The sequence below is a fragment of the Streptomyces sp. NPDC003379 genome (assembly GCF_053589195.1).
Window position 1 is genome coordinate 41,218 of record NZ_JBSFRK010000020.1, and the last position, 20,188, is coordinate 61,405.

Consider the following 20,188-nt stretch of genomic DNA (forward strand, 5'->3'; position numbering starts at 1 on the left):
GCGGGCCATGGAATGGATCGTAGTTCGATCGGCGCAACGAGGCCCGGCAACCACCACAGGTTGCCGGGCCTCGTTGCATTCGTCAGTCGACGAGGTAGTGGGCCTCGATGTAGGCGACGGTCGAGCCGTACGGCTCTCCCACCGGCTTCAACGTGTACCGGCGGAAGACCGCAGCGGTGGCACGGCGGACGCCTCGGTTGCGCGCGTCGGCGTTGTCCCATGATTGGGCGAGGGTGCGGGTGACTACCTGGTCAATCTCCTCGGCCAGATTCCGTTCCGTGACCGTCAGTCCGGATGGTGCGTGGTCCTGAATGATCCGCGACAGGATGCCCACGTGGTCGTCGTCGAGCACGACGGCTTCGTCCGGGTGCTTCTCGGCGTGCACGATGGCGCGGGCGACACGGAGCGCTTCAGCCAGGAAGTCCAGGGCATCCTGGGCGTTCTGAATGATCCGGTCCCGTAGCTGCCTGATCCGCTCCGCGAGAGCAGTGAACTTCGCGGATCCCGGTTCGACGCCCTTCTCCAGTGCGGCCTTGATCGCGTCCAAGATCTCCGCCGCAGATGGCGGCTTCTTGTCCTCGCCCTTGTCGGGCTTAGGACGGACGAGAGCCAGCAGCTCCTTCAGGATGGTGATGCCCTGGGAATCGAGGACGAGAGCCTCCTCCTGGGAGGCGGCCACGGAGAAGGAGTGAACGTGGGCGTTGATTATCTCCAGAACCATTGGCCCCAGCTCGTTCAGCCGCTCCTTCCTCTCCTCGTCGGAGGACTTTTTGAACAAGGTGGTGTAGGCGGATCCGAACAGACCAAAGCCTTGCTGGTACTTGACGATCCGCTTGTCGGTGTTGATGAGCGGGAACAGGCGGGCCAGGAGGCGGTAGTCCTTGCTGAAGCCCTTTGCGGCGTCAGGGGCGGCGTCCAGGAAGCGGTTGATGAGTCGTACGGACTCATATCCGTGGACCGTGAGGTCCAGACCGTCCACGTCTGTCAGGAGATCTTCGATGCGGGCGAAGGTGGTGCGGAACTCGGCGACCAAGTCCGTCAGGTCGGTGACGAATCCTCCGCCCTTGCCGACACCTTTCGCGGTCGGATCGACGACTGCCCGCTGGACTTCCTCGGCCAGGCCGACGTAGTCCACGACCACGCCGGTGGTCTTCACGAACCCGGTCGGAGACACCCAGGTGCGGTTCGGCCGGGTGATCGTCTGGAACAAGTTGTGAGCCTTAAGCGGCTTGTCCAGATAGAGAACGCCCTCATTGGGTGCGTCGAACCCGGTCATCAGCTTGGCTGTGACGACCAGGAAGCACAGCGGGTCGTCCGGGGAGAGGAACCGTCGCTTCTGGTCCTCCTCGTCGGTCTCCGAGAGCCGGTACGGCCGCATGGCGGGATCTTCGTCCTTGGCGTCCGAGACGGAGATGTTCACCTCCGCGGTGATCCGGTCGTGCTTCCCAACCTCGGCGAGTACCTGTGACGCCTCGAAGCCGGCCAGCAGCTCATTGATCTTGTTCGTGTACGCCACGGCCAGATCACGGTTGTAGGCGACGACCTGGGCCTTGAGACCGTTGCGGTACGTGCCGGCCAGGTAGTGATCCACGATGTCTTGGCAGACCGTGTGTATGCGGTGAGGGTTAGCGAAGACCGAGGTGAGGCGCCCGAATTTGCGAGACAGCGTTTCGCGGTCAGGGTCGTCGAGGTCGAATTCGTCGGCGAACTGGTCGAACTCTGCCTGCAGCGACTCGTCGTTCATTTCGAACGTGACCATGTGCGGGTCAAGCATGACCGGGACGGTCGCCTCGTCGAGCAGGGAACGGGATACCGAGTACCGGTGCAGCACCCTGTCCGGGTCGTTCTCCTCGCCGAAGAGGGCGAAGGTGTCGGTGGAGAGGTTCTTGACGGGGGTGCCGGTCATGCCGAAGAACTTCGCGTTCGGCAGCGCTGCGCGCATCTGCCCGGCCAGGGACTTCGAATCGGAGGACTGGGTACGGTGCGCCTCGTCAACCAGCACGATGATGTTGCGGCGGGCTGACAGGCTCTTGCCGGCGTCGGCGAACTTATGGACGGTGGTGGAAATGACACCGCGCACGTCGTCAGCCAGCAAGGCACGCAACTCGGCGCTGGTGGTGGGCTGATGGAAGTAGGCGTCCCCCATCGCTGACGTATAAACCCTGGAGGTCTGCCGGACGAGTTGGGTGCGGTCCGAGAGCAGAATGATCGTGGGGGACTCGGTACGAGTGTCAGCCAACAACAGGGAGGCGGCGAACACCATCAGTAGGGTCTTCCCGCTGCCTTGGTGGTGCCAGACGAGCCCCTTCTGCCCGTCGGCTACGACTCGTTGGTAGATCAGATGGGCAGCTTCCATCTGCGGGTACCGAGGCAGGTACTTCTTGTCTGCCCCGCCCCCAGAGGTATCGAAGAGGGCGAAATTGGCGAGCATGTCGAGGATTGTGGCGGGGTTAAGCAGCAGCTCGACGGAGCGATGCACGTCAGCTTGCCCGGACAGGTGCTCGTCGTCGTCCGTGGATCGGAACGGCTGCCACAGATTCAGGGGCGCGCCGGCGGCGCCGAACCGCATCTTCAGTCCGTCGGAGGCGACAGCGAAGACGTTGGGGGTGAAGAACCACGGGTACTCGGTGGCGTACACGTCGTTGATCTCGCGGGCGGCGTCAGTCCACCCGGACTTCGAGGTCGGTGACTTCACCTCCACAACAACGAGCGGTAGGCCATTGACCCAGTAGACGAGGTCAAACCGGCGAGGGGTTCTGCCGGGGACGGTAATGGTCACCTCGTCTGACACGACCAACGTGTTGGTGGTCGGCTGCTCGAAGTCGATTACCTTCAGGGTGTGCCACACGCCGCTGGAGTCTCGGAACTCCTTGTGTCCGCGCAGTAGGTGGAGCACCTGTTCGTTGGCCCGTACCAGTCCACCGTCGACGGCGTTGACCGTAGCGACAATCTCCTCGACCACCGCATCCACGTCATACCCATCGATCACACCAGGGTTGAGCCGGACGACGGCATCCCGCAGATGGTCGGCTACCACCGTCTGTGTCGTCTCACGCGGCAGCGATCTGCCCGCTGTGAAGCCCCAGCCCATCGGGAGAGACCATTGGATCATCAAGTTTTGGAACTCACGCTCCCGAATGCCCTTTGCCACGGCTTAGACCTCCAACTCGACGGACTCGATGTTGATCGTGCCATCTAGCAGACTGCTAAGCAGCGACGGACGAACCTCGCGCAGACGGCTAGCTTCGGTACGGGTTGCGGCCTGGGTTGCCCGTACACAGTCGATAGCAACCAGTGCCTGCTCCTGATCGGCGAGCGAGTCGGGCATCGGGATGGTCTGGGTCAGTACCAGCCCCTTGCTTAGATTTGGCTGTGACGAACCGACCGCACGATGGCGAAGTTCGTCAGTCTTTGATCTGACTGCGTGGAGCAGGAACCGCGGCAGGACCACACTCTCGTTCGGGACAAGGGCGAGTACCGCCTGGTTCGTGGAGATGGACGCTTCCACGAATCCTGCTCGGCCCTTGGTATCGCCTTGGCCGTACATCGCTACGACGGTGGCGCCTGGTGGCACCATCTTCGCGCTGCTGCCTTGCAGTCCCGCCTCAGTGATGAACTCTGATGCCGTGACGATACTGTCGCTCTCGACCTCGCCCGACTTAAGCCACGGGATGGTGCCTCCGTAGAACTCGGGCTTGCTTCGCAGGGGGGTTCCTCCAGCGAAAGCCCGGGATACCACTTCGCTGATTTTGACTTCACCGAAGCGCACGCCGAGTGAGAGGAGGAATCCTTGATACACGCCCTCCATTGCCTCGGCCTCGGTGTCGAGTGCGGTGATCTGGTCGTCCACCGCATCGATGATCTCGACGATCCGTTCCTGCGCTGACAGCGGCGGGAGGACAATCGGGATTGCACTGAACGCCTTGAAAGGCAAACTGCGCCTACGGTTTACGCTGCCCTGCGCATTGTTGACGTATTCGGCCAACATTCGAGGGCTACGGACCAACAGTTCTGCGTACTCCGGCAGTGCCACACCTTCCCCCCGCCACCTGAGTGTGGTGTACATGGGGCTAATGACTCCGGCCTCGCCCAGGTTATTCCGAGCGATAGACCCTTCGTCGATGTGGATGGTGGAGTATGCCCACTCCCCTGGATCGACGGTCTTGTAGCCATCGAGCTTCTCCGACGCGATTCGCTTGTCGAAGTAGTCAATGGCACGGATGAACCCATGGTGTTTGGATAGACTCATCACAGTTGGCTCGTCTGTGTGTACCCCGAGCTTGGAATTATCCGCCGAGAAGAGTCGCCCGAGGGTGACCTGTTGCCAACTATTCGTCGCAGTAGACTCTTCTGCAGCTGTCTCCGGCTTGGAGTTGTCCACCGGGGAGAGCGGTTCGAATGTGATCTGCTGCCAATCACTCATCGAATCCGCCGATTCCGGCGGCAGCAAGCACCGTCACCATCTTCTCTTCGGCGCGGCGTCGTTCGGCGCGGGCGACATTGTAGGTGTCGATGAGGGTTCCGAGGTCTTCGGCCTCGCCAGCAACTCGCTTGATGTAACGGCCGATGTTCAGGTCGTATCCGTTCTCAACGATCTCCGTCAAGGAAACGAAACGCGCGGTCAAGCGGCCGTCTCCGTCGGGTTCGGCTAGGCTGCCGTCGGCGTCAAAGCTTGAGTGGTACGCCGTAACTACGTCGGCAATGTCTGCCTCGCCGAGCACATTGCGCTTCTTGGCATGAGAAAACCGCTTGGAGGCGTCGATGAAGAGCACGCCACCCTGCCGTTCAGGAATCTTGGTGCCGGGGGAGCGGAAGATCAAGACGCAGGTTGGGATGCCGGTGTTGTAGAAGAGGTTGGCCGGAAGTCCGATCACGGCCTCGAGGAGGTCCTCGTTCAGGACGCGCTGACGGATGGCTGCTTCCTGGCCTCCACGGAAGAGGACACCATGAGGCAAGACGATGCCTGCACGGCCCTTCTTTGGGGCCATGCTGGCCACCATGTGCTGGACGAACGCCCAGTCTGCCGATGACTGTGGGGCAACCCCTCCGATGGCACGCGGATCGTTGGTCCAGGGCTTCCACTTCAGGCTGTAGGGCGGATTGGCGACGATCATGTCGAATTGCTTGACAGACCCGTCTGACTTCTTGAAGCGCGGATCCCTCAGGGTGTCGCCGACCTCTACCTTGAACTCGGTCAGATTGTGCATGAAGAGATTCATGCGGGCCACACCCGCAGTGTCTGTTACGGCCTCTTGCCCATTCAGGCTGAGCGTGTAACCACGACCGCCGCGGGCTTTCAGCAGGTTAGCGGAGGCGATGAGCATGCCGCCTGATCCGCAGGTTGGGTCGTACACCGACTCGTGATTGCTGGGGTCGAGTAGCTCGACGATCAGCTCGACGACCTCGCGCGGCGTGAAGAACTGGCCAGCACGGGTACCGGACCCGTCCGAGAACCGCTTGAGCAGGTACTCGTACGCTCCCCCGAGCACGTCGTGGGACATATTGCCCTCGTGCATCTTGGGGGCGCGGTCCATCGTCCGCATGACCGACGCCAGAACCTCCCCCGGCAGCGCCGCTTCGGACGTCCAGGTCATGGAGCCGAACAGACGGGAGAACTTGTCAGGGTTGGCCGACTCGATGGCCTGGAGGGAAGCGCGAACCCGCTGGCCGAGTCCGTGCTGGGCGACGGTGGCGAGGATGGATGACCAAGAGGCACGACTCTCGGCGACGGTCCCAGGGAAGATGAAGGGGATCTTGAACGTCTGGTAGTTGCTGTACTCGACCTCGTCGGCTTCCTCGGCTGTGAGGCCGAGAGTCTCGTTCTCCTTGAGGAAGATCTGGTGCGTGTGCTCCCAGGTATCTGACAGGTACTTCCAGAACATCAGAGGGAAGATCACCGAGGAGTACTGCGCTTCGGGCATCGCCACGCGCAGCTCGTCGGCGGCGTTCCACAACCGGCTCTCGATCTCCTGCTGGGTCACTGCCATCAGTTGGGGGTGTCCTTGCTCGTGTCCGGGTGTCGATCTCAGGGCCGTGGAGCCTTCGCGCGGCATCCTATTTCGTCCCTCTGACAGTGAGGCTGTGGTCGAGCTCTTCTGCTGGCCGGATTCAGGGAGCCGGCTGGGGCTGGAGGCCGTGCGCGTTCACTTGGTGTCCTACGCGGACGTCTAGGAACCGGTGCGGCAGAGCTCGGATGGAGCCTGTCCGTAGCCGGTCACGACTGTCCGCCCAGTTCAACTGAGACCAGAACTGAGACCACGCAACGACGAAGGCCCCGACCGGAAACCGGTCGGGGCCTTCGTCTGCCCTGATGGGCGAGTGCGGAGGATACGAGATTCGAACTCGTGAGGGGTTGCCCCCAACACGCTTTCCAAGCGTGCGCCCTAGGCCACTAGGCGAATCCTCCGCCGCAAACAATACAAGACGTTGGGGAGTGCTCGCGAACACGATCCCGGTGGTGGCTCTCCGGGGGCGGGAGGGTGGCTCCCGGCGTCGCTCGCGGCCCCGGGGATCCGCTAGGGTGGGGCTCAGCCCCTCACGTGGCGCTATCTGACTGAACTCCCCCAGGGCCGGAAGGCAGCAAGGGTAGGTCGGCTCTGGCGGGTGCGTGGGGGGCGCTTTGCGTTGGGGCGGTCCGGGTTGTCAGTGGTCGCCTATAACCTCGTATGCGTGTCGTCTCTCGCGTTGTACCGCCGTTATCGCCCGGAGTCGTTCGCCGAGGTCATCGGGCAGGAGCATGTGACAGACCCGCTGCAGCAGGCGCTGCGGAACAACCGGGTCAATCACGCGTACCTGTTCAGTGGCCCGCGCGGCTGCGGCAAGACGACGAGCGCGCGCATCCTGGCTCGCTGTCTCAACTGTGAGCAGGGTCCCACTCCCACGCCCTGCGGCGAGTGCCAGTCCTGCCGCGACCTGGCGAGGAACGGCCCGGGATCGATCGACGTCATCGAGATCGACGCCGCGTCGCACGGTGGCGTGGACGACGCCCGTGACCTGCGCGAGAAGGCCTTCTTCGGCCCCGCGTCGAGCCGGTACAAGATCTACATCATCGACGAGGCCCACATGGTCACATCGGCGGGGTTCAACGCCCTGCTGAAGGTGGTCGAGGAGCCCCCGGAGCACCTCAAGTTCATCTTCGCGACGACCGAGCCCGAGAAGGTCATCGGCACGATCCGGTCGCGTACGCACCACTATCCGTTCCGCCTCGTGCCCCCCGGCACCCTTCGTGAGTACCTGGCGGAGGTCTGCGGCCGCGAGGAGATGGCCGTCGAGGAAGGCGTGCTGCCGCTGGTCGTGCGCGCCGGCGCCGGATCGGTGCGTGACTCGATGTCCGTCATGGACCAGCTGCTCGCCAGTGCGGCCGAGGCGGGTGTGACGTACGCCATGGCGACGTCCCTGCTCGGGTACACGGACGGTTCGCTGCTGGACTCCGTGATCGAGGCCTTCGCCTCCGGGGACGGGGCGGCGGCGTTCGAGGTCGTGGACCGCGTCATCGAGGGCGGCAACGACCCGCGGCGCTTCGTCGCCGACCTCCTGGAGCGGCTGCGCGACTTGGTGATCCTCGCGGCCGTGCCGGACGCCGCCGAGAAGGGGCTCATCGACGCCCCAGCCGACGTCGTCGAGCGGATGCAGGCGCAGGCCGGCGTCTTCGGAGGCGCCGAGCTCAGCCGCGCCGCCGACATCGTCAACGAGGGCCTGACCGAAATGCGCGGCGCCACCTCGCCGCGGCTCCAGCTGGAACTGATCTGCGCGCGCGTGCTGCTCCCCGCGGCGTACGACGACGAGCGCTCCGTCATGGCCCGCCTCGACCGCCTGGAGCGCGGCGGGAACTTCGTCCCGGGCGGCCAGGGCCCCGGCCCCGCGATGGCCTACGCCCCCGGGCCGGAGGCCCATGCGGGCGGCACCGCGCCGGTCCCGCAGATGCCTCCGGCCTCTCTCTCTCAGGTGTCTGCGGTGCCTCCGGGGGGCGGGCCCGCCGCCGTGCGTGCGGCTGTACGGGGGGCGGGGGCGCCGCAGGGTGGCCCCGGCCCGGTGCCGGAAGGGGCCGCACCGGCCGCAGCTGCGGCGCCGACCCCTCAGGCAGCGCCCCCCGCCGCTTCGCCTGCCGCTCCTGCGGATGAGCGGCGGCCCGGTGGCTGGCCGACGACTTCGGCCCCCGGCAGCGGCCCGGCGGCCCCACCCGCGACTCCCCCTCCCGCTTCCACTCCTGCTCCTGCCTCTGAGGCAGCGTCGCGTCCGGGCGGCTGGCCCACCGCGGCGCCCACGGGCAGCGGAGCCCCCGCCTCGGCCCCGGCCGCGCAGACTTCCGCCCCGGCGGCTGCACCGGCCCCGGCGCCCATGGCCCCCCAGGCGGCCCCCGTCGGCGGGCCCGACCCGCGCAGCCTCTGGCCGAACATCCTCGAGGCGGTGAAGAACCGCCGCCGCTTCACCTGGATCCTGCTCAGCCAGAACGCCCAGGTGGCGGGCTTCGACGGCACGACGCTCCAGATCGGCTTCGTCAACGCGGGGGCGAGGGACAACTTCGCCAGCAGCGGCAGCGAGGACGTGCTGCGGCAGGCGCTGTCCGAGCAGTTCGGCGTGCAGTGGAAGGTCGAGGCGATCGTCGACCCGTCCGGCGGCTCCGCGCCCCCGCCGGCCGCGGCCAACTTCGGCGGCACCGCCCCGCGCCCCCCGACCCCGCCGCAGCAGCCCACCCCGCCCCCGGCCGCCCCGACCCCGCCCCCACCGGACCCGACCCCGCCCCGCCGCTCGGCCCCCGCCCCGGAACACGTCTCCCCCGAGGACGACGTCCCCGAGGACGACGACCCGGACCTGGTCGAATCGGCCCTCTCCGGCCACGACCTGATCGTCAGAGAACTGGGCGCGACGGTGGTCGACGAGTACCCGAACGATTAACTGGGCTGGTCCCGCCCGGGGATTGCCGGGCGCACGGGCCTCGGCGGGCGCGCCCTGATCGTCCGAGAACTGGGCGGGAAGGCAGCGGCTGGCGAGTACCCGATCGACTAGCCCGGGGCGGCAGCCCGGGACGGCCCCTTGAATCGCCGGGCAAACGGGTGGGTGGGAGATGTCCGCCGCGGAGCTGCGGTTCGGGGCGGGGGCGGCGCACCGGGGCAGGCGGCTCAGCCCAGGCCGACTGGAGAAACGTACAAGAGGCTCCGGAGCCAGACCTGGTGGCCCGTACAAACCCATCCCGCCCCGCGGGCTAGGCTGACCACCGTGAAGGTCCTCGTCATCGGCAGTGGTGCCCGCGAACACGCCCTGTGCCGCTCTCTGTCCCTCGACCCCGACGTTTCCGAGCTGCACTGCGCCCCCGGCAACGCCGGCACCGCAGAAGTGGCGGAGACGCACCAGGTCGACGCCCTCGACGGCGCCGCCGTGGCGTCCCTCGCCCAGCGGCTGGGCGCCGGGCTCGTCGTCGTGGGTCCGGAGGCCCCGCTCGTCGCCGGTGTCGCCGACGCCGTACGCGCCGCGGGCATCCCCTGCTTCGGCCCGTCCCAGGAGGCCGCCCGGCTGGAGGGTTCCAAGGCGTTCGCCAAGGACGTCATGGCGGGCGCGAGCGTGCCGACCGCCCGGTCGTACGTCTGTACGACCGCGGAGGAGGTCGACGAGGCGCTCGACGCCTTCGGAGCGCCGTACGTCGTCAAGGACGACGGGCTCGCCGCCGGCAAGGGCGTCGTCGTCACCGACGACATCGAGGCGGCCCGCGAGCACGCCCTCGCCTGCGACCGCGTGGTCATCGAGGAGTTTCTGGACGGCCCCGAGGTTTCCCTCTTCGCGATCACCGACGGCGAGACGGTCGTGCCGCTGCGGCCCGCCCAGGACTTCAAGCGCGCGTTCGACGGCGACGAGGGCCCGAACACGGGCGGCATGGGCGCGTACTCGCCCCTCCCGTGGGCCGACCCGAAGCTGGTCGACGACGTCATGCAGAGCGTGCTCCAGCCGACCGTCGACGAGCTGCGCCGCCGCGGCACCCCGTTCACCGGACTCCTGTACGCGGGCCTCGCGATCACCGGTCGCGGCGTACGCGTCATCGAGTTCAACGCCCGTTTCGGCGACCCCGAGACCCAGGTGGTCCTGGCCCGCCTGAAGACCCCGCTCGCCGGGCTCCTCCTCGCCGCGGCGACCGGCAACCTCGCCGACCTGCCCCCGCTGCGCTGGAGCGACGAGGCCGCGGTGACCGTGGTCGTCGCCTCGCACAACTACCCCGGTACGCCTCGCACGGGTGACCCCATCGAGGGGCTCGACGAGGTCGCGGCGAAGGATGCGCCTCACGCGTACGTTCTGCACGCCGGGACCAGGCAGGACGGCGACGCCGTCGTCAGCGCGGGCGGCCGTGTGCTGTCCGTGACGGCCACCGGCGCCGACCTCACCGAGGCCCGCGAACGCGCGTACGCCGCGTTGACCCGCATCCGCCTCGACGGCGCGCAGCACCGCACGGACATCGCGGCGAAGGCGGCCGCGGAGGCGTGACCAGGATCGCTCGTACGTGCCTCGCTCGTACGTGCCTCGCTCGTACGTGCCTCGCTCGTACGTGCCTCGCTCGTGCGTGACTTTTAGCCGACTTCAGACGCCCCCCCCTCACATCTCCGCTCATACCACCCCTCATTTCCCCTCAGGCCCCGGATCTGACACTGGATCCGGGGCCTTTTCGGCAGCCACCTTTAGCCAAAGCCATTCCATCGAGTGACCGCTGCCCCATCCGGCTGACGACGACCGGGACCCCAACTAGGGTGCGGCGCAGGTGTTCAGGACGTCCAGAGCCAAACAGACCACCGGCATTGCGCTGTCAGCGGCGGGTGCCACAGTGGGGGAGTGAGCAACACCAACGCCATTGATGAGCGCCGTCGGCCCCGGCCGGCGGCCGAGCAGTAGGCAGCAGGGGGTGCCATCGGTCGTGTCAGGTACGGGTGTGGAGGTCGGCGCGCAGGCCGCGCGCTCCCGGGCCCTCGCCGTGCTGCGTCTGCGCAGCCGGGCGCTGGCCGTCGCCCTGCTGCCCGCGGCCGCCGCCGTCGTGCTGCTCGCGGGCAGGGTCACGGGGCATATCGGCGGTGGGAGTTGGGACGTCGTGCGCTGGATCGTGACGGCGCTCGCCCTGCTGGTGCTGCTCGCCGCGGCGGGCGTCGCGCTGGTCGTCGCCCGGGCCAGGCCCGCCCTGAGCCCGACGGTCCCGATCGCCGAGGAGTCCGCCCCTGATCTGTACCGCCTGGTCCGTGATCTCGCCGACCGTCTGGACGTGCCCGCGCCCTCGGCGATAGCGCTCACTCCCGACTGCGACAGCTGGCTGGAGGACCGCACCCATCCGGCGCACGGGCCGCCCGCGCGGGCCCGGGGCACCTCCGGGGCCCGAGGCGCCTCGGGGGCCACGAGTGGCGAGGCCCCCGACGGCGTGCGTGACGCCTCCGCCTCAGCCCCGGAGCGCCCGCCCTCCACCGCGCCCGTACTCGTGATCGGCTCCCCGTTCCTGTGGTGGATGCGGGTCGGCGAGCTGCGCGCGGTGCTCGCCCCTGTCGTGGCGGGCACGGGGCCCTCCGCGCACCCCGACATAGCGGCCGCCCGGCGCTTCGTGCGCGGGCTCGACGCCGCGGTCGCGGTCGCCTCGGCCCCCGGTCGCGGCCCCGTGACCCGTACGGTGCTCGGCGGCGTCGGCTGGATCGCCCGGCTGCTCCTGCGCAACTGCCGGGTGCACGCCGCCGAGATGGAGCGGGGCGTCGCCGCGGCCGCCGCCGAGCGCGCCCAGACCGTCGACTACGGGGTGCGGATCGTCGCCCAGGAGCAGGTCGGCCTGGCGTACGCCGGCTGGGACCGGCTGCTCACCCGGGTCGCGCTGCCCGCCTGGCGCATGGGCCGCTGGCCCTCCCGGCTCGACGCGGGCGTGGTCTCCGCGCTCACGGAACTGTCCCGCAGGGACCGCCTGGCGGAGGGCTTCGCCTCGCGCCTGGGGGAGCGTCCCGCCTGTGACCTCCTGGAGGAGCCCGGTTCGGTGGACGAGGCGGCGTCGCTGCTCGCCGCCCGCCTCTTCCACGGCGGCCCCGCCGAGCAGAGTCCGGACTGGGCGCCGGTGGCCTGGCAGGAGTATCCGGACGAGGTCGTGGACCGCAAGTGGCGCATGGACGCGGCCCGCCTGCACCGTGTCCTGGACTCCCTGGACACCGACCACTCAGCCGACCCGACGGCCCCTGACCCCGAGGGCGCGACCCTGGCCCGAGTCCTGGACCACCTGACGAGCCACTCCGTGGCGTACGAGGCCTCAACACCCCCGGAAGCGGAAGCGGAAGCGGAAGCGGTAGCGCACGCCGCCGGCTCCTACGACGCCGCTGGCGCCCGTACGGCTGGTGCCTACGACGCCGCTGGCCCCGCTGCTGACACGCCGTGTGCCGCTGACCCGCGTGCCGCTGACGCGCGGGACTCCGACGCCCGTGACACGGACGGCCGCGACCTCGAAGGCCACCGTGCCGCTGGCGCCCGCGATGCCGCCGCCCATGACGCAGCTGCGTACGACGGTGGGGAGCGTGAAACCGACGGCCGCGACCTTGAAGGCCACCGTGCCGCTGCTGCCCGCGATGCCGCCGCCCATGACGCAGCTGCGTACGACGCTGGCGAGCGTGAAACCGACGGCCGCGACCCGGACGGCCACCGCGCTGCCGCTGCTCCAGATGCGGGCGCCCATGACGCCGCCGCGGACGATCCCGGCGCCTGGGACACCGACGGCCGCGACCTCGAAGGCCACTGCGCCGCTGCTGCCCGCGACGCCGCCGCCCATGACGCCGTCGCGGACGACCCCGGCGCCCGTGACGTCTACGGTCGCCACCCTGAAGGCCACCGTGCCGCCGCCGTCCATGACGCTGCCGCCCATGACGCTACTGCCCGCGACGCCGACGCCCATGAAGCCGCTGCCCGCGACGCCGACGCCCATGAAGCCGCTGTCCGCGACTCCGAAGCCCACGGCATGGCCCCCCACGGCATGGCCCCCCACGGCATGGCCCCCGTCGGCATGGCCCCCCACGGCGTCGACGCCGACATTGACCCCGATGACGCCGATGACGCCGATGACCCCGACCCCGACGACCCCGACCCCCACGACGAAGGCCCCAGCGGCATCCTCGCCGCCGGTCTCAGTGCCGAGCTGGCGCGGGAGGAGGCCGCGGCGCCGCCCCGTCCGGCTCCTGCGGGGCAGGGGCCTGACGAGGCGTTGTGGGACGACGGCGCGCTGCCGCTGTTCCCGCTCCAGCCGCCGCGTACCGGCCGCGAACTGCTCGCGGACCACGTCACGGCGATGGTGTGCTGCGCGGCTGTCGACACGGCCGGAGCCGTGCCCGGCCTCGACTGGCTCGACGGTCCGGCCCTGCTGGTCGACGGCGAGCGGGCGGCGGATCTCGCGCCGCGGGTCCTGCGTCTCGTCGAGCACGGCGACCCGTCCGCCCTGCGCGAGTGGCTCACCCGCCTGGGCGTCCGCCAGGAGAAGCCGGTCCGCCTGGTCTGACCCCGGTCCTGAATCCCCGCATCCGGGGTCCGGCGTCCGAGGCCCAACGCCGGACATCCGAATCCGACATCCGACATCTGACGCCCGGCACCGGTGCCCCACCAAACGGCCCCGCCCACCCGGAACTCCCCTCCCGCTCCCGTCAATTAACGACGAACGGTGACGGAGCGCGTGCGTAATGTGATGTGCTGGGAGCGGTCGCCGAGCCGTACGTACCGTCGGTGCCGCAGGCTCAGGGGAGCGTGGGAGGGGAAGACATGGGGCAGGAGCCGATCCGCCGCTGGGAATCGGGCGCGCTGGCGCACGCCGTGTCGGACCCCTTCGGTCAGGGCCCGCTGCCCTGGCTTCGAGGATCCGAGCACTACTTCGACGGCACCGGAAAAGTCGTGCCCTGGTACGTCGACCACGCCCCGGCCCCGGGCGCGAACATCCCGGCGCCCCGCACCGGCGGCCCCAAGACCGCCGATGACGTGCGCCGCCAGATCAAGGGCTTCACCTCCACCGGCGCCGCCGCCCCGGGCGAGGCGATCGACTTCCACGTCACGGTCGACCCGCCCCAGCAGTTCAGCGTCGACATCTACCGCATCGGGCACTACGGAGGGGACGGCGCCAGGAAGATCACGACCAGTCCCCGTCTGTCCGGCATCGTCCAGCCGCCCCCGCTCACCGCGGACCGCACGGTCTCCTGTCACCACTGGTGGCTCTCCTGGCGCCTGCAGATCCCGAGCTACTGGAGCATCGGGGCGTACGTGGCGGTGCTCACCACCGACGACGGATACCGTTCGCACGTGCCCTTCACGGTCCGCGACAACCACCCCGCCGACCTCCTGCTCCTCCTGCCGGACGTGACGTGGCAGGCGTACAACCTCTACCCGGAGGACGGCCGCACGGGCGCCAGCCTCTACCACGCGTGGGACGAGCAGGGCCGCCTCCTCGGCGAGAGCGAGGCGGCCGTGACGGTCTCCTTCGACCGCCCGTACGCGGGCGCGGGTCTGCCCCTGCACGTGGGCCACGCCTACGACTTCATCCGCTGGGCCGAGCGGTACGGCTACGACCTGGCGTACGCCGACGCCCGCGACCTGCACGCCGGCCGCGTCGACCCGAGCCGCTACCGGGGCCTGGTCTTCCCGGGCCACGACGAGTACTGGTCACCGGCCATGCGCCGCACCACGGAGCTGGCCCGCGACGGCGGCACCTCCCTCGTCTTCCTCTCCGCCAACACCATGTACTGGCAGGTGGAGCTGGGCCCCTCCCCGTCCGGCGTCCCGGACCGCCTGCTGACCTGCCGCAAGCGCCACGGCCCCGGCAGGCCCGCCCTCTGGCGTGAGCGGGACGGCGGCAAGACACCGGAACAGCAGCTGCTCGGCATCCAGTACGCGGGCCGCGTCCCCGAGCCGCACCCCCTCGTCGTCCGCAACGCCGAGCACTGGCTGTGGGAGGCGACGGGCGCGCACGAGGGCGACGAGATCGCGGGCCTGGTCGCGGGCGAGGCCGACCGCTACTACCCGCGGACGGCGCTCCCCGAGCACCAGGGCCGCATCCTGCTCGCCCACTCGCCGTACGCGGACGCGGAGGGCGTCACCCGCCACCAGGAGTCGTCGCTCTACCGCGCTCCCTCGGGAGCCCTCGTCTTCGCATCCGGCACCTTCGCCTGGTCCCCGGCGCTCGACCGTCCGGGTCACGTGGACACCCGCGTCCAGCGCGCCACGGCCAACCTCCTGGACCGCATCTGCAAGCGGGACTGATCAACGCGACGCGCCCCCGCGACCCCCGCGACCCCTGTGACCCCCGAAATGCCCGAGACCCCCCGAGGCCCTCGCCACCCGGCGTTCGCCCCGCTCCACCCATCCCCTGGCCAAGACCACGCCTCCGATACGGGAGAATCAACCCCAACTTGGCCAGAACCACTGGAGGGAACCGTGTCCGGATTCGTAGAAAAGCCCGAGCCGCTTCAAATCCCGGGCCTGGTGCACCTCCACACCGGCAAGGTGCGCGAGCTGTACCAGAACGAAGCGGGCGACCTGGTCATGGTCGCCAGTGACCGGCTCTCCGCCTATGACTGGGTGCTGCCCTCGGAGATCCCCGACAAGGGCCGCGTCCTCACCCAGCTCTCCCTGTGGTGGTTCGACCAGCTCGCGGACCTCGTCCCGAACCACGTCATCTCCACCGACCTGCCGCAGGGCGCCCCCGCCGACTGGGCGGGCCGCACGCTCGTCTGCAAGTCCCTGGAGATGATCCCGGTCGAGTGCGTGGCCCGTGGCTACCTCACCGGCTCGGGCCTCCTGGAGTACAACGACTCCCGCACCGTCTGCGGCCTCGCCCTGCCCGAAGGTCTGGTCGACGGCTCGGAGCTGCCCGGGCCGATCTTCACGCCCGCCGCGAAGGCAGCGGTCGGCGAGCACGACGAGAACGTGAGCTATGAAGAGGTCGCCCGCCAGGTCGGCCCGGAGACAGCCGCCAAGCTCCGCCAGTCGACGCTCGCCGTCTACAGCCGGGCGCGGGACATCGCGCGCGAGCGCGGCCTGATCCTCGCCGACACGAAGTTCGAGTTCGGCTTCGACGGCACGGCGCTGATCATCGGCGACGAGGTCCTGACACCCGACTCGTCGCGCTTCTGGCCCGCGGACCAGTGGGAGCCGGGCCGCGCCCAGCCGTCGTACGACAAGCAGTTCGTGCGGGACTGGCTGACCTCGCCGGCCTCGGGCTGGGACCGCAAGAGCGAGCAGCCGCCGCCGGCGCTCCCGCAGGACGTGGTGGACGCCACGCGCGCCAAGTACATCGAGGCGTACGAGCGTCTGACCGGCACCCCCTGGTAGCCGAAGCACGGAGCCCGAAGCACGGAGCCCGAAGCACAGGGCACGGAGCACGAAGAAGGCCCCGGTCGAATTGACCGGGGCCTTTCATCTGGAGCGGACGACCAGGTTCGAACTGGCGACCTCAACCTTGGCAAGGTTGCGCTCTACCAACTGAGCTACGTCCGCGCTGCGCCGAAGCGCGAGCACAACTATACCCAACCTCGCTCGCGTGCGAGACGTACCGCCGCATGACGGTTCTCCGCCCCGATCCTGGCCCCCGCCGAGGAGAGGTAGTTGCGGACGGTTCCGGGGGACAGCGCGGCGCGCTCGGCGATCTCCGCGACCGGCGCCCCGTCGACGGCGAGTTCGAGCACCTCCGCTTCGCGGGCGGTCAGCGGCGAGTCCCCGGCGGAGATCGCGTCGGCGGCCAACTCCGGGTCCACATAGCGATATCCGGCGTGGACGGTGCGGATGATCTCGGCGAGCCGCTGCGCGCTCACCGTCTTCGGTACGAAGCCGCGCACGCCCACCGCGAGGGCCCGCTTGAGATGCCCCGGTCTGCCATGGCTTGTCACGATCATGGTCCGGCAGTGCGGGAGTTCGTCCCGCGGGGATGTGGCCACCTTCACACCGTCGGCGCCCGGCATCTGGAGGTCGAGCACCGCGACGTCGGGCCGGTGGGCCCGCGCCATGGCGAGCGCCTCGGGGCCGGTCGCCGCCTCGGCGACGACGGCGAGGTCGTCCTCCAGGGCGAGCAGCGCGGCGAGGGCGCCCCGGATGCGGTGCTCGTCGTCGGCGAGCAGCACGCGCAGGCTCACAGCAGGACTTCTTCCTGTTCCTCGATGGCGGGGCTGTCGGTGGCGGTCGGCTTCAGCGGCACCCGCGCGGTGAGGCGGAACCGCCCCGCGTCGCAGGCGGAGTCCAGCGTCCCGCCCACTGAGGCGAGCCGCTCCCGCAGCCCGGCGAGCCCTGAGCCGCCGCTCGACGCGGTGTCCGGTGCCTCACCGGGCGCCGTTGCCTCACCGGTCACCGGGACGGCACCGGTCACCGGGACGGCACCGGCCACCGAGGCGTCAGGCGCTCCACCTCGACCGCCTCTCTCAGTGCCGGGGTTCCCAGCGGAACCATCGGCGTACGGCAAACACCGCGACGACCGTCCAGGCCACCGCGGTGGCCGTGGCGCCGAGGGCGTCGACCACCGAGAGACCGCCGGTCCAGCCGCCGCGCACGAGTTCGATCACCGAAGAGAGCGGAAGGAGTTCGCAGACGGAGGCGAGGGTGTCGGGCATGCTTTCGAGCGGCACGGTGAGTCCGGAACCCAGCATCGAGGCGAAGATCAGCGGCATGCTCATGAGCTGGGCGGTCTCGGACGTCTTGCTGAAGCTCGCCGTGACGGCCGCGAGCGCCCCGAACATCACGACGCCGAGCAGTACGCCGAGCACCGGGTACAGCGCGTTGTCGGGCGCCCCCGCGTCCAGCAGCGCGAGGCAGCCGGCCGTGAGCAGCAGTATCTGTACGAGGCCTATGGCGACGGCGGGCAGCGAGGCGCCCACCAGGATCTCGTGGTCCCGCAGCTCTCCGGTCCGCAGCCGCTTCAGGACGAGCTCCTCGCGCCGGGCCACGAAGACGCCGATCAGGGAGCCGTAGACGGCGAAGACCAGCGAGAAGCCGATGGCGGACGGCAAAACCATGGTGCCGACGGAGAGCCCGACGTCCTTCAGGTCGGCCTCGTCCATCGCCGAGCTGACGCTGAACGGCAGCGCCACCGGCACGAACAGCGCCGCGAACAGCGTCCCCTTGCTCCGCCCGAGCAGCGTCAGCTCGGCACGTGCCAGCGCCCGCATCCGCCCCGCGGGGGTCGTCACAGCCACCGTGCCCGTGCTCATATCGCCATCTCCTTCTCGGCGGGGAACGGGACCTCCTGGGAGGCCCCGTTCCCCGCGCCTCCCGTGCTCTCTGTGCTCTCTGTGCTCTCTGTGCTCTCCGCGTCTCGCGCGATCCGCAGGAACGCCTCCTCCAGCGAGGCCGCCCGCACATCGAGCGCCCCCAGCTCGACCCGCGCGTCCCTGGCCCACAACAGCAGCCCTGTGGCGGCCCGTTGCAGTTCGTTCGTACGCAGCCTCACCCGGCGCCCCACGGTCTCGTGCCCGGTCACGCCGAGCTCGTCGAGCGGCGGCAGGTCGCCGACGAAGTACCCCTCGGGCAGTTCGAAGGAGACGTGGGAGGGCTGCGCGGCGACCACGTCGGCGACGCTTCCCTCGGCGGCGATCCGCCCCTCGTGGAGGATCGCGAGCCGGTCGGCGAGCTCCTCGGCCTCTTCGAGGTAGTGCGTGGTGAGCAGCACGGTGGTGCCGCCCTCGCGCAGCTCCCGGACCAGCTCCCAGGTCTCGCGGCGCCCCTCGGCGTCGAGCCCGGTGGTGGGCTCGTCGAGGAAGAGCACCTCGGGCCGCCCGATGAGCGCCATGGCCAGGTCGAGCCGCCGCTTCTCGCCGCCGGACAGCTGCTTCACGCGGACGCCCGACCGCTTGCCGAGCCCCACGATGTCCAGGGCTTCCGCGGCGGGCCGCGCCCCGCTGGTGCACCCGGCCCACATCCGCACGGTCTCCGCGACCGTCAACTCGGCGGGGAAGCCGCCCTCCTGGAGCATGACGCCGATGCGCGGCCGCACCGCGCTCCGCTCGGTGTACGGGTCGTGCCCGAGGACCCGGATCCGTCCGCCGGCCGGTGCCGCGAGGCCTTCGAGCAGTTCGACGGTGGACGTCTTGCCGGCGCCGTTGGTGCCGAGCAGCGCGAACAGCTCGCCCCGGCCGACGCCGAAGGAGATCCCCCGCACCGCCTCGAAACCGCCTCCGTACACGCGCCGGAGATCCGTCACGTCGATCACTTGATCAGTCATGAGAAGAGCATCTCCCGGCCCCGGACGCGGGAGGAGTGCGGGCTGTCACCGGCTCGTATGACAAATGTCAGAAGCACCCGTGCACCTACGGAGCGCGCACACGAAGAAGGCCCCGGTCGGATCGACCGGGACCTTCTTGACTGGAGCGAACGACGAGGTTCGAACTCGCGACCTCAACCTTGGCAAGGTTGCGCTCTACCAACTGAGCTACGTTCGCACTGCCTCCGACCAGCTCTCACTGATCGGCGCGAGCACCAGCTTACCGCAACCAGATGACTGGTCCGTAAGCGGTGCGGAGCGGGTGACAGGAATTGCACACTGCGCCTTCCCCCTGGAAGGGGGATGTTCTACTACTGAACTACACCCGCACAGACTCCGTGAGGTCCGGCTTTTCGGCCTTGCCCCTCGGCGTGCTCCAGACTCTAGCTGACCAGCGGGGGTGCAGCGCAAGTCGGTTGCCGCGAGGGGCTCGGGGACCGCGTGGAGCCCGAGGTCAGTTGGCGGCCTCGAACGCCTCGTAGACCTTCTTCGGGATGCGGCCGCGCGGCGGTACGTTCAGCTGGTGCGAGCGCGCCCAGGCCCGGACGGCCGACGGGTCGGGGGACACGGCTGTGTGCCGGAACGCCTTCCCGGACTTCGACTGCTTACGGGCCGCCTCCAGGTACGGGGCAAGTGCCGTGCGCAGTTTCTTGGCATTGGTTTGGCTGAGGTCGATCTCGTACGACTTCCCGTCAAGACCGAACGCGACCGTTTCCGCCGCTTCCCCGCCGTCCATGTCGTCAAAGAGAGTGACTACGACACGCTGCGCCACGAATATCGGTCCCTTCGTGCGGCCCACCGCGCTGACGTGCGGTGATGCCGACTGTCCGGCTGATTTGGGCAAAGTATCGACTATTGCCATTTCCTTTGTACAGTGCCTGGCATTGAATTGTGAAGTCCGGCCGAATACCTCCGCGTGTCCGGCGGCAATGCGGATCCGTGATCTTTTCCTGGATTCTCTGTGAAGGTGCCCTGTTC

Annotated in this window: 13 protein-coding genes, 4 tRNA genes and 1 other RNA gene; 6 read left to right on the forward strand and 12 right to left on the reverse strand. The window is 69.1% G+C overall.

The features are described 5' to 3' along the window. Window positions 1-82: 82 nt before the first annotated feature. The 4 genes from ACWDVB_RS21120 to ACWDVB_RS21135 form a co-directional block, all read right to left on the reverse strand. The gene (locus ACWDVB_RS21120) at window positions 83-3,151 is read right to left on the reverse strand and encodes a type I restriction endonuclease subunit R (protein ID WP_451516209.1); all 3,069 of its coding nucleotides are present in this window, start codon (window positions 3,149-3,151) and stop codon (window positions 83-85) included. Window positions 3,152-3,154: 3 nt separating this feature from the next. Further along, the gene (locus ACWDVB_RS21125; RefSeq protein ID WP_451516210.1) at window positions 3,155-4,450 is read right to left on the reverse strand and encodes a restriction endonuclease subunit S; all 1,296 of its coding nucleotides are present in this window, start codon (window positions 4,448-4,450) and stop codon (window positions 3,155-3,157) included. Beyond that, on the reverse strand, window positions 4,416-5,987 hold the full coding sequence (locus ACWDVB_RS21130) for an N-6 DNA methylase (RefSeq protein WP_451516211.1): 1,572 nt from the start codon (window positions 5,985-5,987) through the stop codon (window positions 4,416-4,418). Before ACWDVB_RS21130 ends, ACWDVB_RS21125 begins: the two co-directional genes overlap by 35 nt. 334 nt (window positions 5,988-6,321) lie before the next feature. Beyond that, a tRNA-Ser gene (locus tag ACWDVB_RS21135) sits at window positions 6,322-6,406 on the reverse strand. Window positions 6,407-6,526: 120 nt separating this feature from the next. On the opposite strand from ACWDVB_RS21135, the gene ffs reads away from it, so the two are divergent. The 6 genes from ffs to ACWDVB_RS21165 all read left to right on the forward strand — a co-directional run bounded on the left by ffs (window position 6,527) and on the right by ACWDVB_RS21165 (window position 16,296). After that, an RNA gene (gene ffs, locus ACWDVB_RS21140) (signal recognition particle sRNA small type) lies at window positions 6,527-6,625 on the forward strand. A 44-nt stretch (window positions 6,626-6,669) separates the two neighbouring features. Beyond that, window positions 6,670-8,895: a DNA polymerase III subunit gamma and tau gene (locus tag ACWDVB_RS21145; protein ID WP_451516212.1), complete on the forward strand. Its 2,226-nt coding sequence runs from the start codon at window positions 6,670-6,672 to the stop codon at window positions 8,893-8,895. A gap of 321 nt (window positions 8,896-9,216) precedes the next feature. Next, window positions 9,217-10,470: a phosphoribosylamine--glycine ligase gene (gene purD / locus ACWDVB_RS21150; protein WP_451516213.1), complete on the forward strand. Its 1,254-nt coding sequence runs from the start codon at window positions 9,217-9,219 to the stop codon at window positions 10,468-10,470. Window positions 10,471-10,894: 424 nt separating this feature from the next. Next, window positions 10,895-13,480, forward strand: a complete 2,586-nt coding sequence (locus ACWDVB_RS21155; RefSeq protein ID WP_451516214.1) for a hypothetical protein — start codon at window positions 10,895-10,897, stop codon at window positions 13,478-13,480. A 257-nt stretch (window positions 13,481-13,737) separates the two neighbouring features. Next, the gene (locus ACWDVB_RS21160) at window positions 13,738-15,225 is read left to right on the forward strand and encodes a N,N-dimethylformamidase beta subunit family domain-containing protein (RefSeq protein WP_451516215.1); all 1,488 of its coding nucleotides are present in this window, start codon (window positions 13,738-13,740) and stop codon (window positions 15,223-15,225) included. A 174-nt stretch (window positions 15,226-15,399) separates the two neighbouring features. Continuing rightward, window positions 15,400-16,296: a phosphoribosylaminoimidazolesuccinocarboxamide synthase gene (locus ACWDVB_RS21165; RefSeq protein ID WP_451516216.1), complete on the forward strand. Its 897-nt coding sequence runs from the start codon at window positions 15,400-15,402 to the stop codon at window positions 16,294-16,296. An 89-nt stretch (window positions 16,297-16,385) separates the two neighbouring features. On the opposite strand, the gene ACWDVB_RS21170 is transcribed toward ACWDVB_RS21165, so the two are convergent. From ACWDVB_RS21170 to ACWDVB_RS21205, 8 genes are all read right to left on the reverse strand, one after another. Further along, a tRNA-Gly gene (locus ACWDVB_RS21170) sits at window positions 16,386-16,461 on the reverse strand. A 23-nt stretch (window positions 16,462-16,484) separates the two neighbouring features. Continuing rightward, window positions 16,485-17,093, reverse strand: a complete 609-nt coding sequence (locus ACWDVB_RS21175) for a response regulator transcription factor (protein ID WP_451516217.1) — start codon at window positions 17,091-17,093, stop codon at window positions 16,485-16,487. Further along, window positions 17,090-17,341 (reverse strand): hypothetical protein, encoded by a 252-nt coding sequence (locus ACWDVB_RS21180; protein WP_451516218.1) that lies wholly within the window; start codon window positions 17,339-17,341, stop codon window positions 17,090-17,092. The genes ACWDVB_RS21175 and ACWDVB_RS21180 overlap by 4 nt, the downstream gene beginning before the upstream one ends. Before the next feature lie 34 nt (window positions 17,342-17,375). Then, window positions 17,376-18,161, reverse strand: coding sequence for an ABC transporter permease (locus ACWDVB_RS21185; protein ID WP_451516219.1), 786 nt, complete (start codon window positions 18,159-18,161; stop codon window positions 17,376-17,378). Next, window positions 18,158-19,171, reverse strand: coding sequence for an ABC transporter ATP-binding protein (locus ACWDVB_RS21190; protein ID WP_451516220.1), 1,014 nt, complete (start codon window positions 19,169-19,171; stop codon window positions 18,158-18,160). Before ACWDVB_RS21190 ends, ACWDVB_RS21185 begins: the two co-directional genes overlap by 4 nt. A gap of 141 nt (window positions 19,172-19,312) precedes the next feature. Beyond that, window positions 19,313-19,388: transfer RNA gene (locus ACWDVB_RS21195), tRNA-Gly, on the reverse strand. A 79-nt stretch (window positions 19,389-19,467) separates the two neighbouring features. Beyond that, window positions 19,468-19,539: transfer RNA gene (locus ACWDVB_RS21200), tRNA-Gly, on the reverse strand. Window positions 19,540-19,664: 125 nt separating this feature from the next. Further along, the gene (locus ACWDVB_RS21205) at window positions 19,665-19,982 is read right to left on the reverse strand and encodes a histone-like nucleoid-structuring protein Lsr2 (RefSeq protein ID WP_451516221.1); all 318 of its coding nucleotides are present in this window, start codon (window positions 19,980-19,982) and stop codon (window positions 19,665-19,667) included. Between the last annotated feature and the right edge of the window lie 206 nt (window positions 19,983-20,188).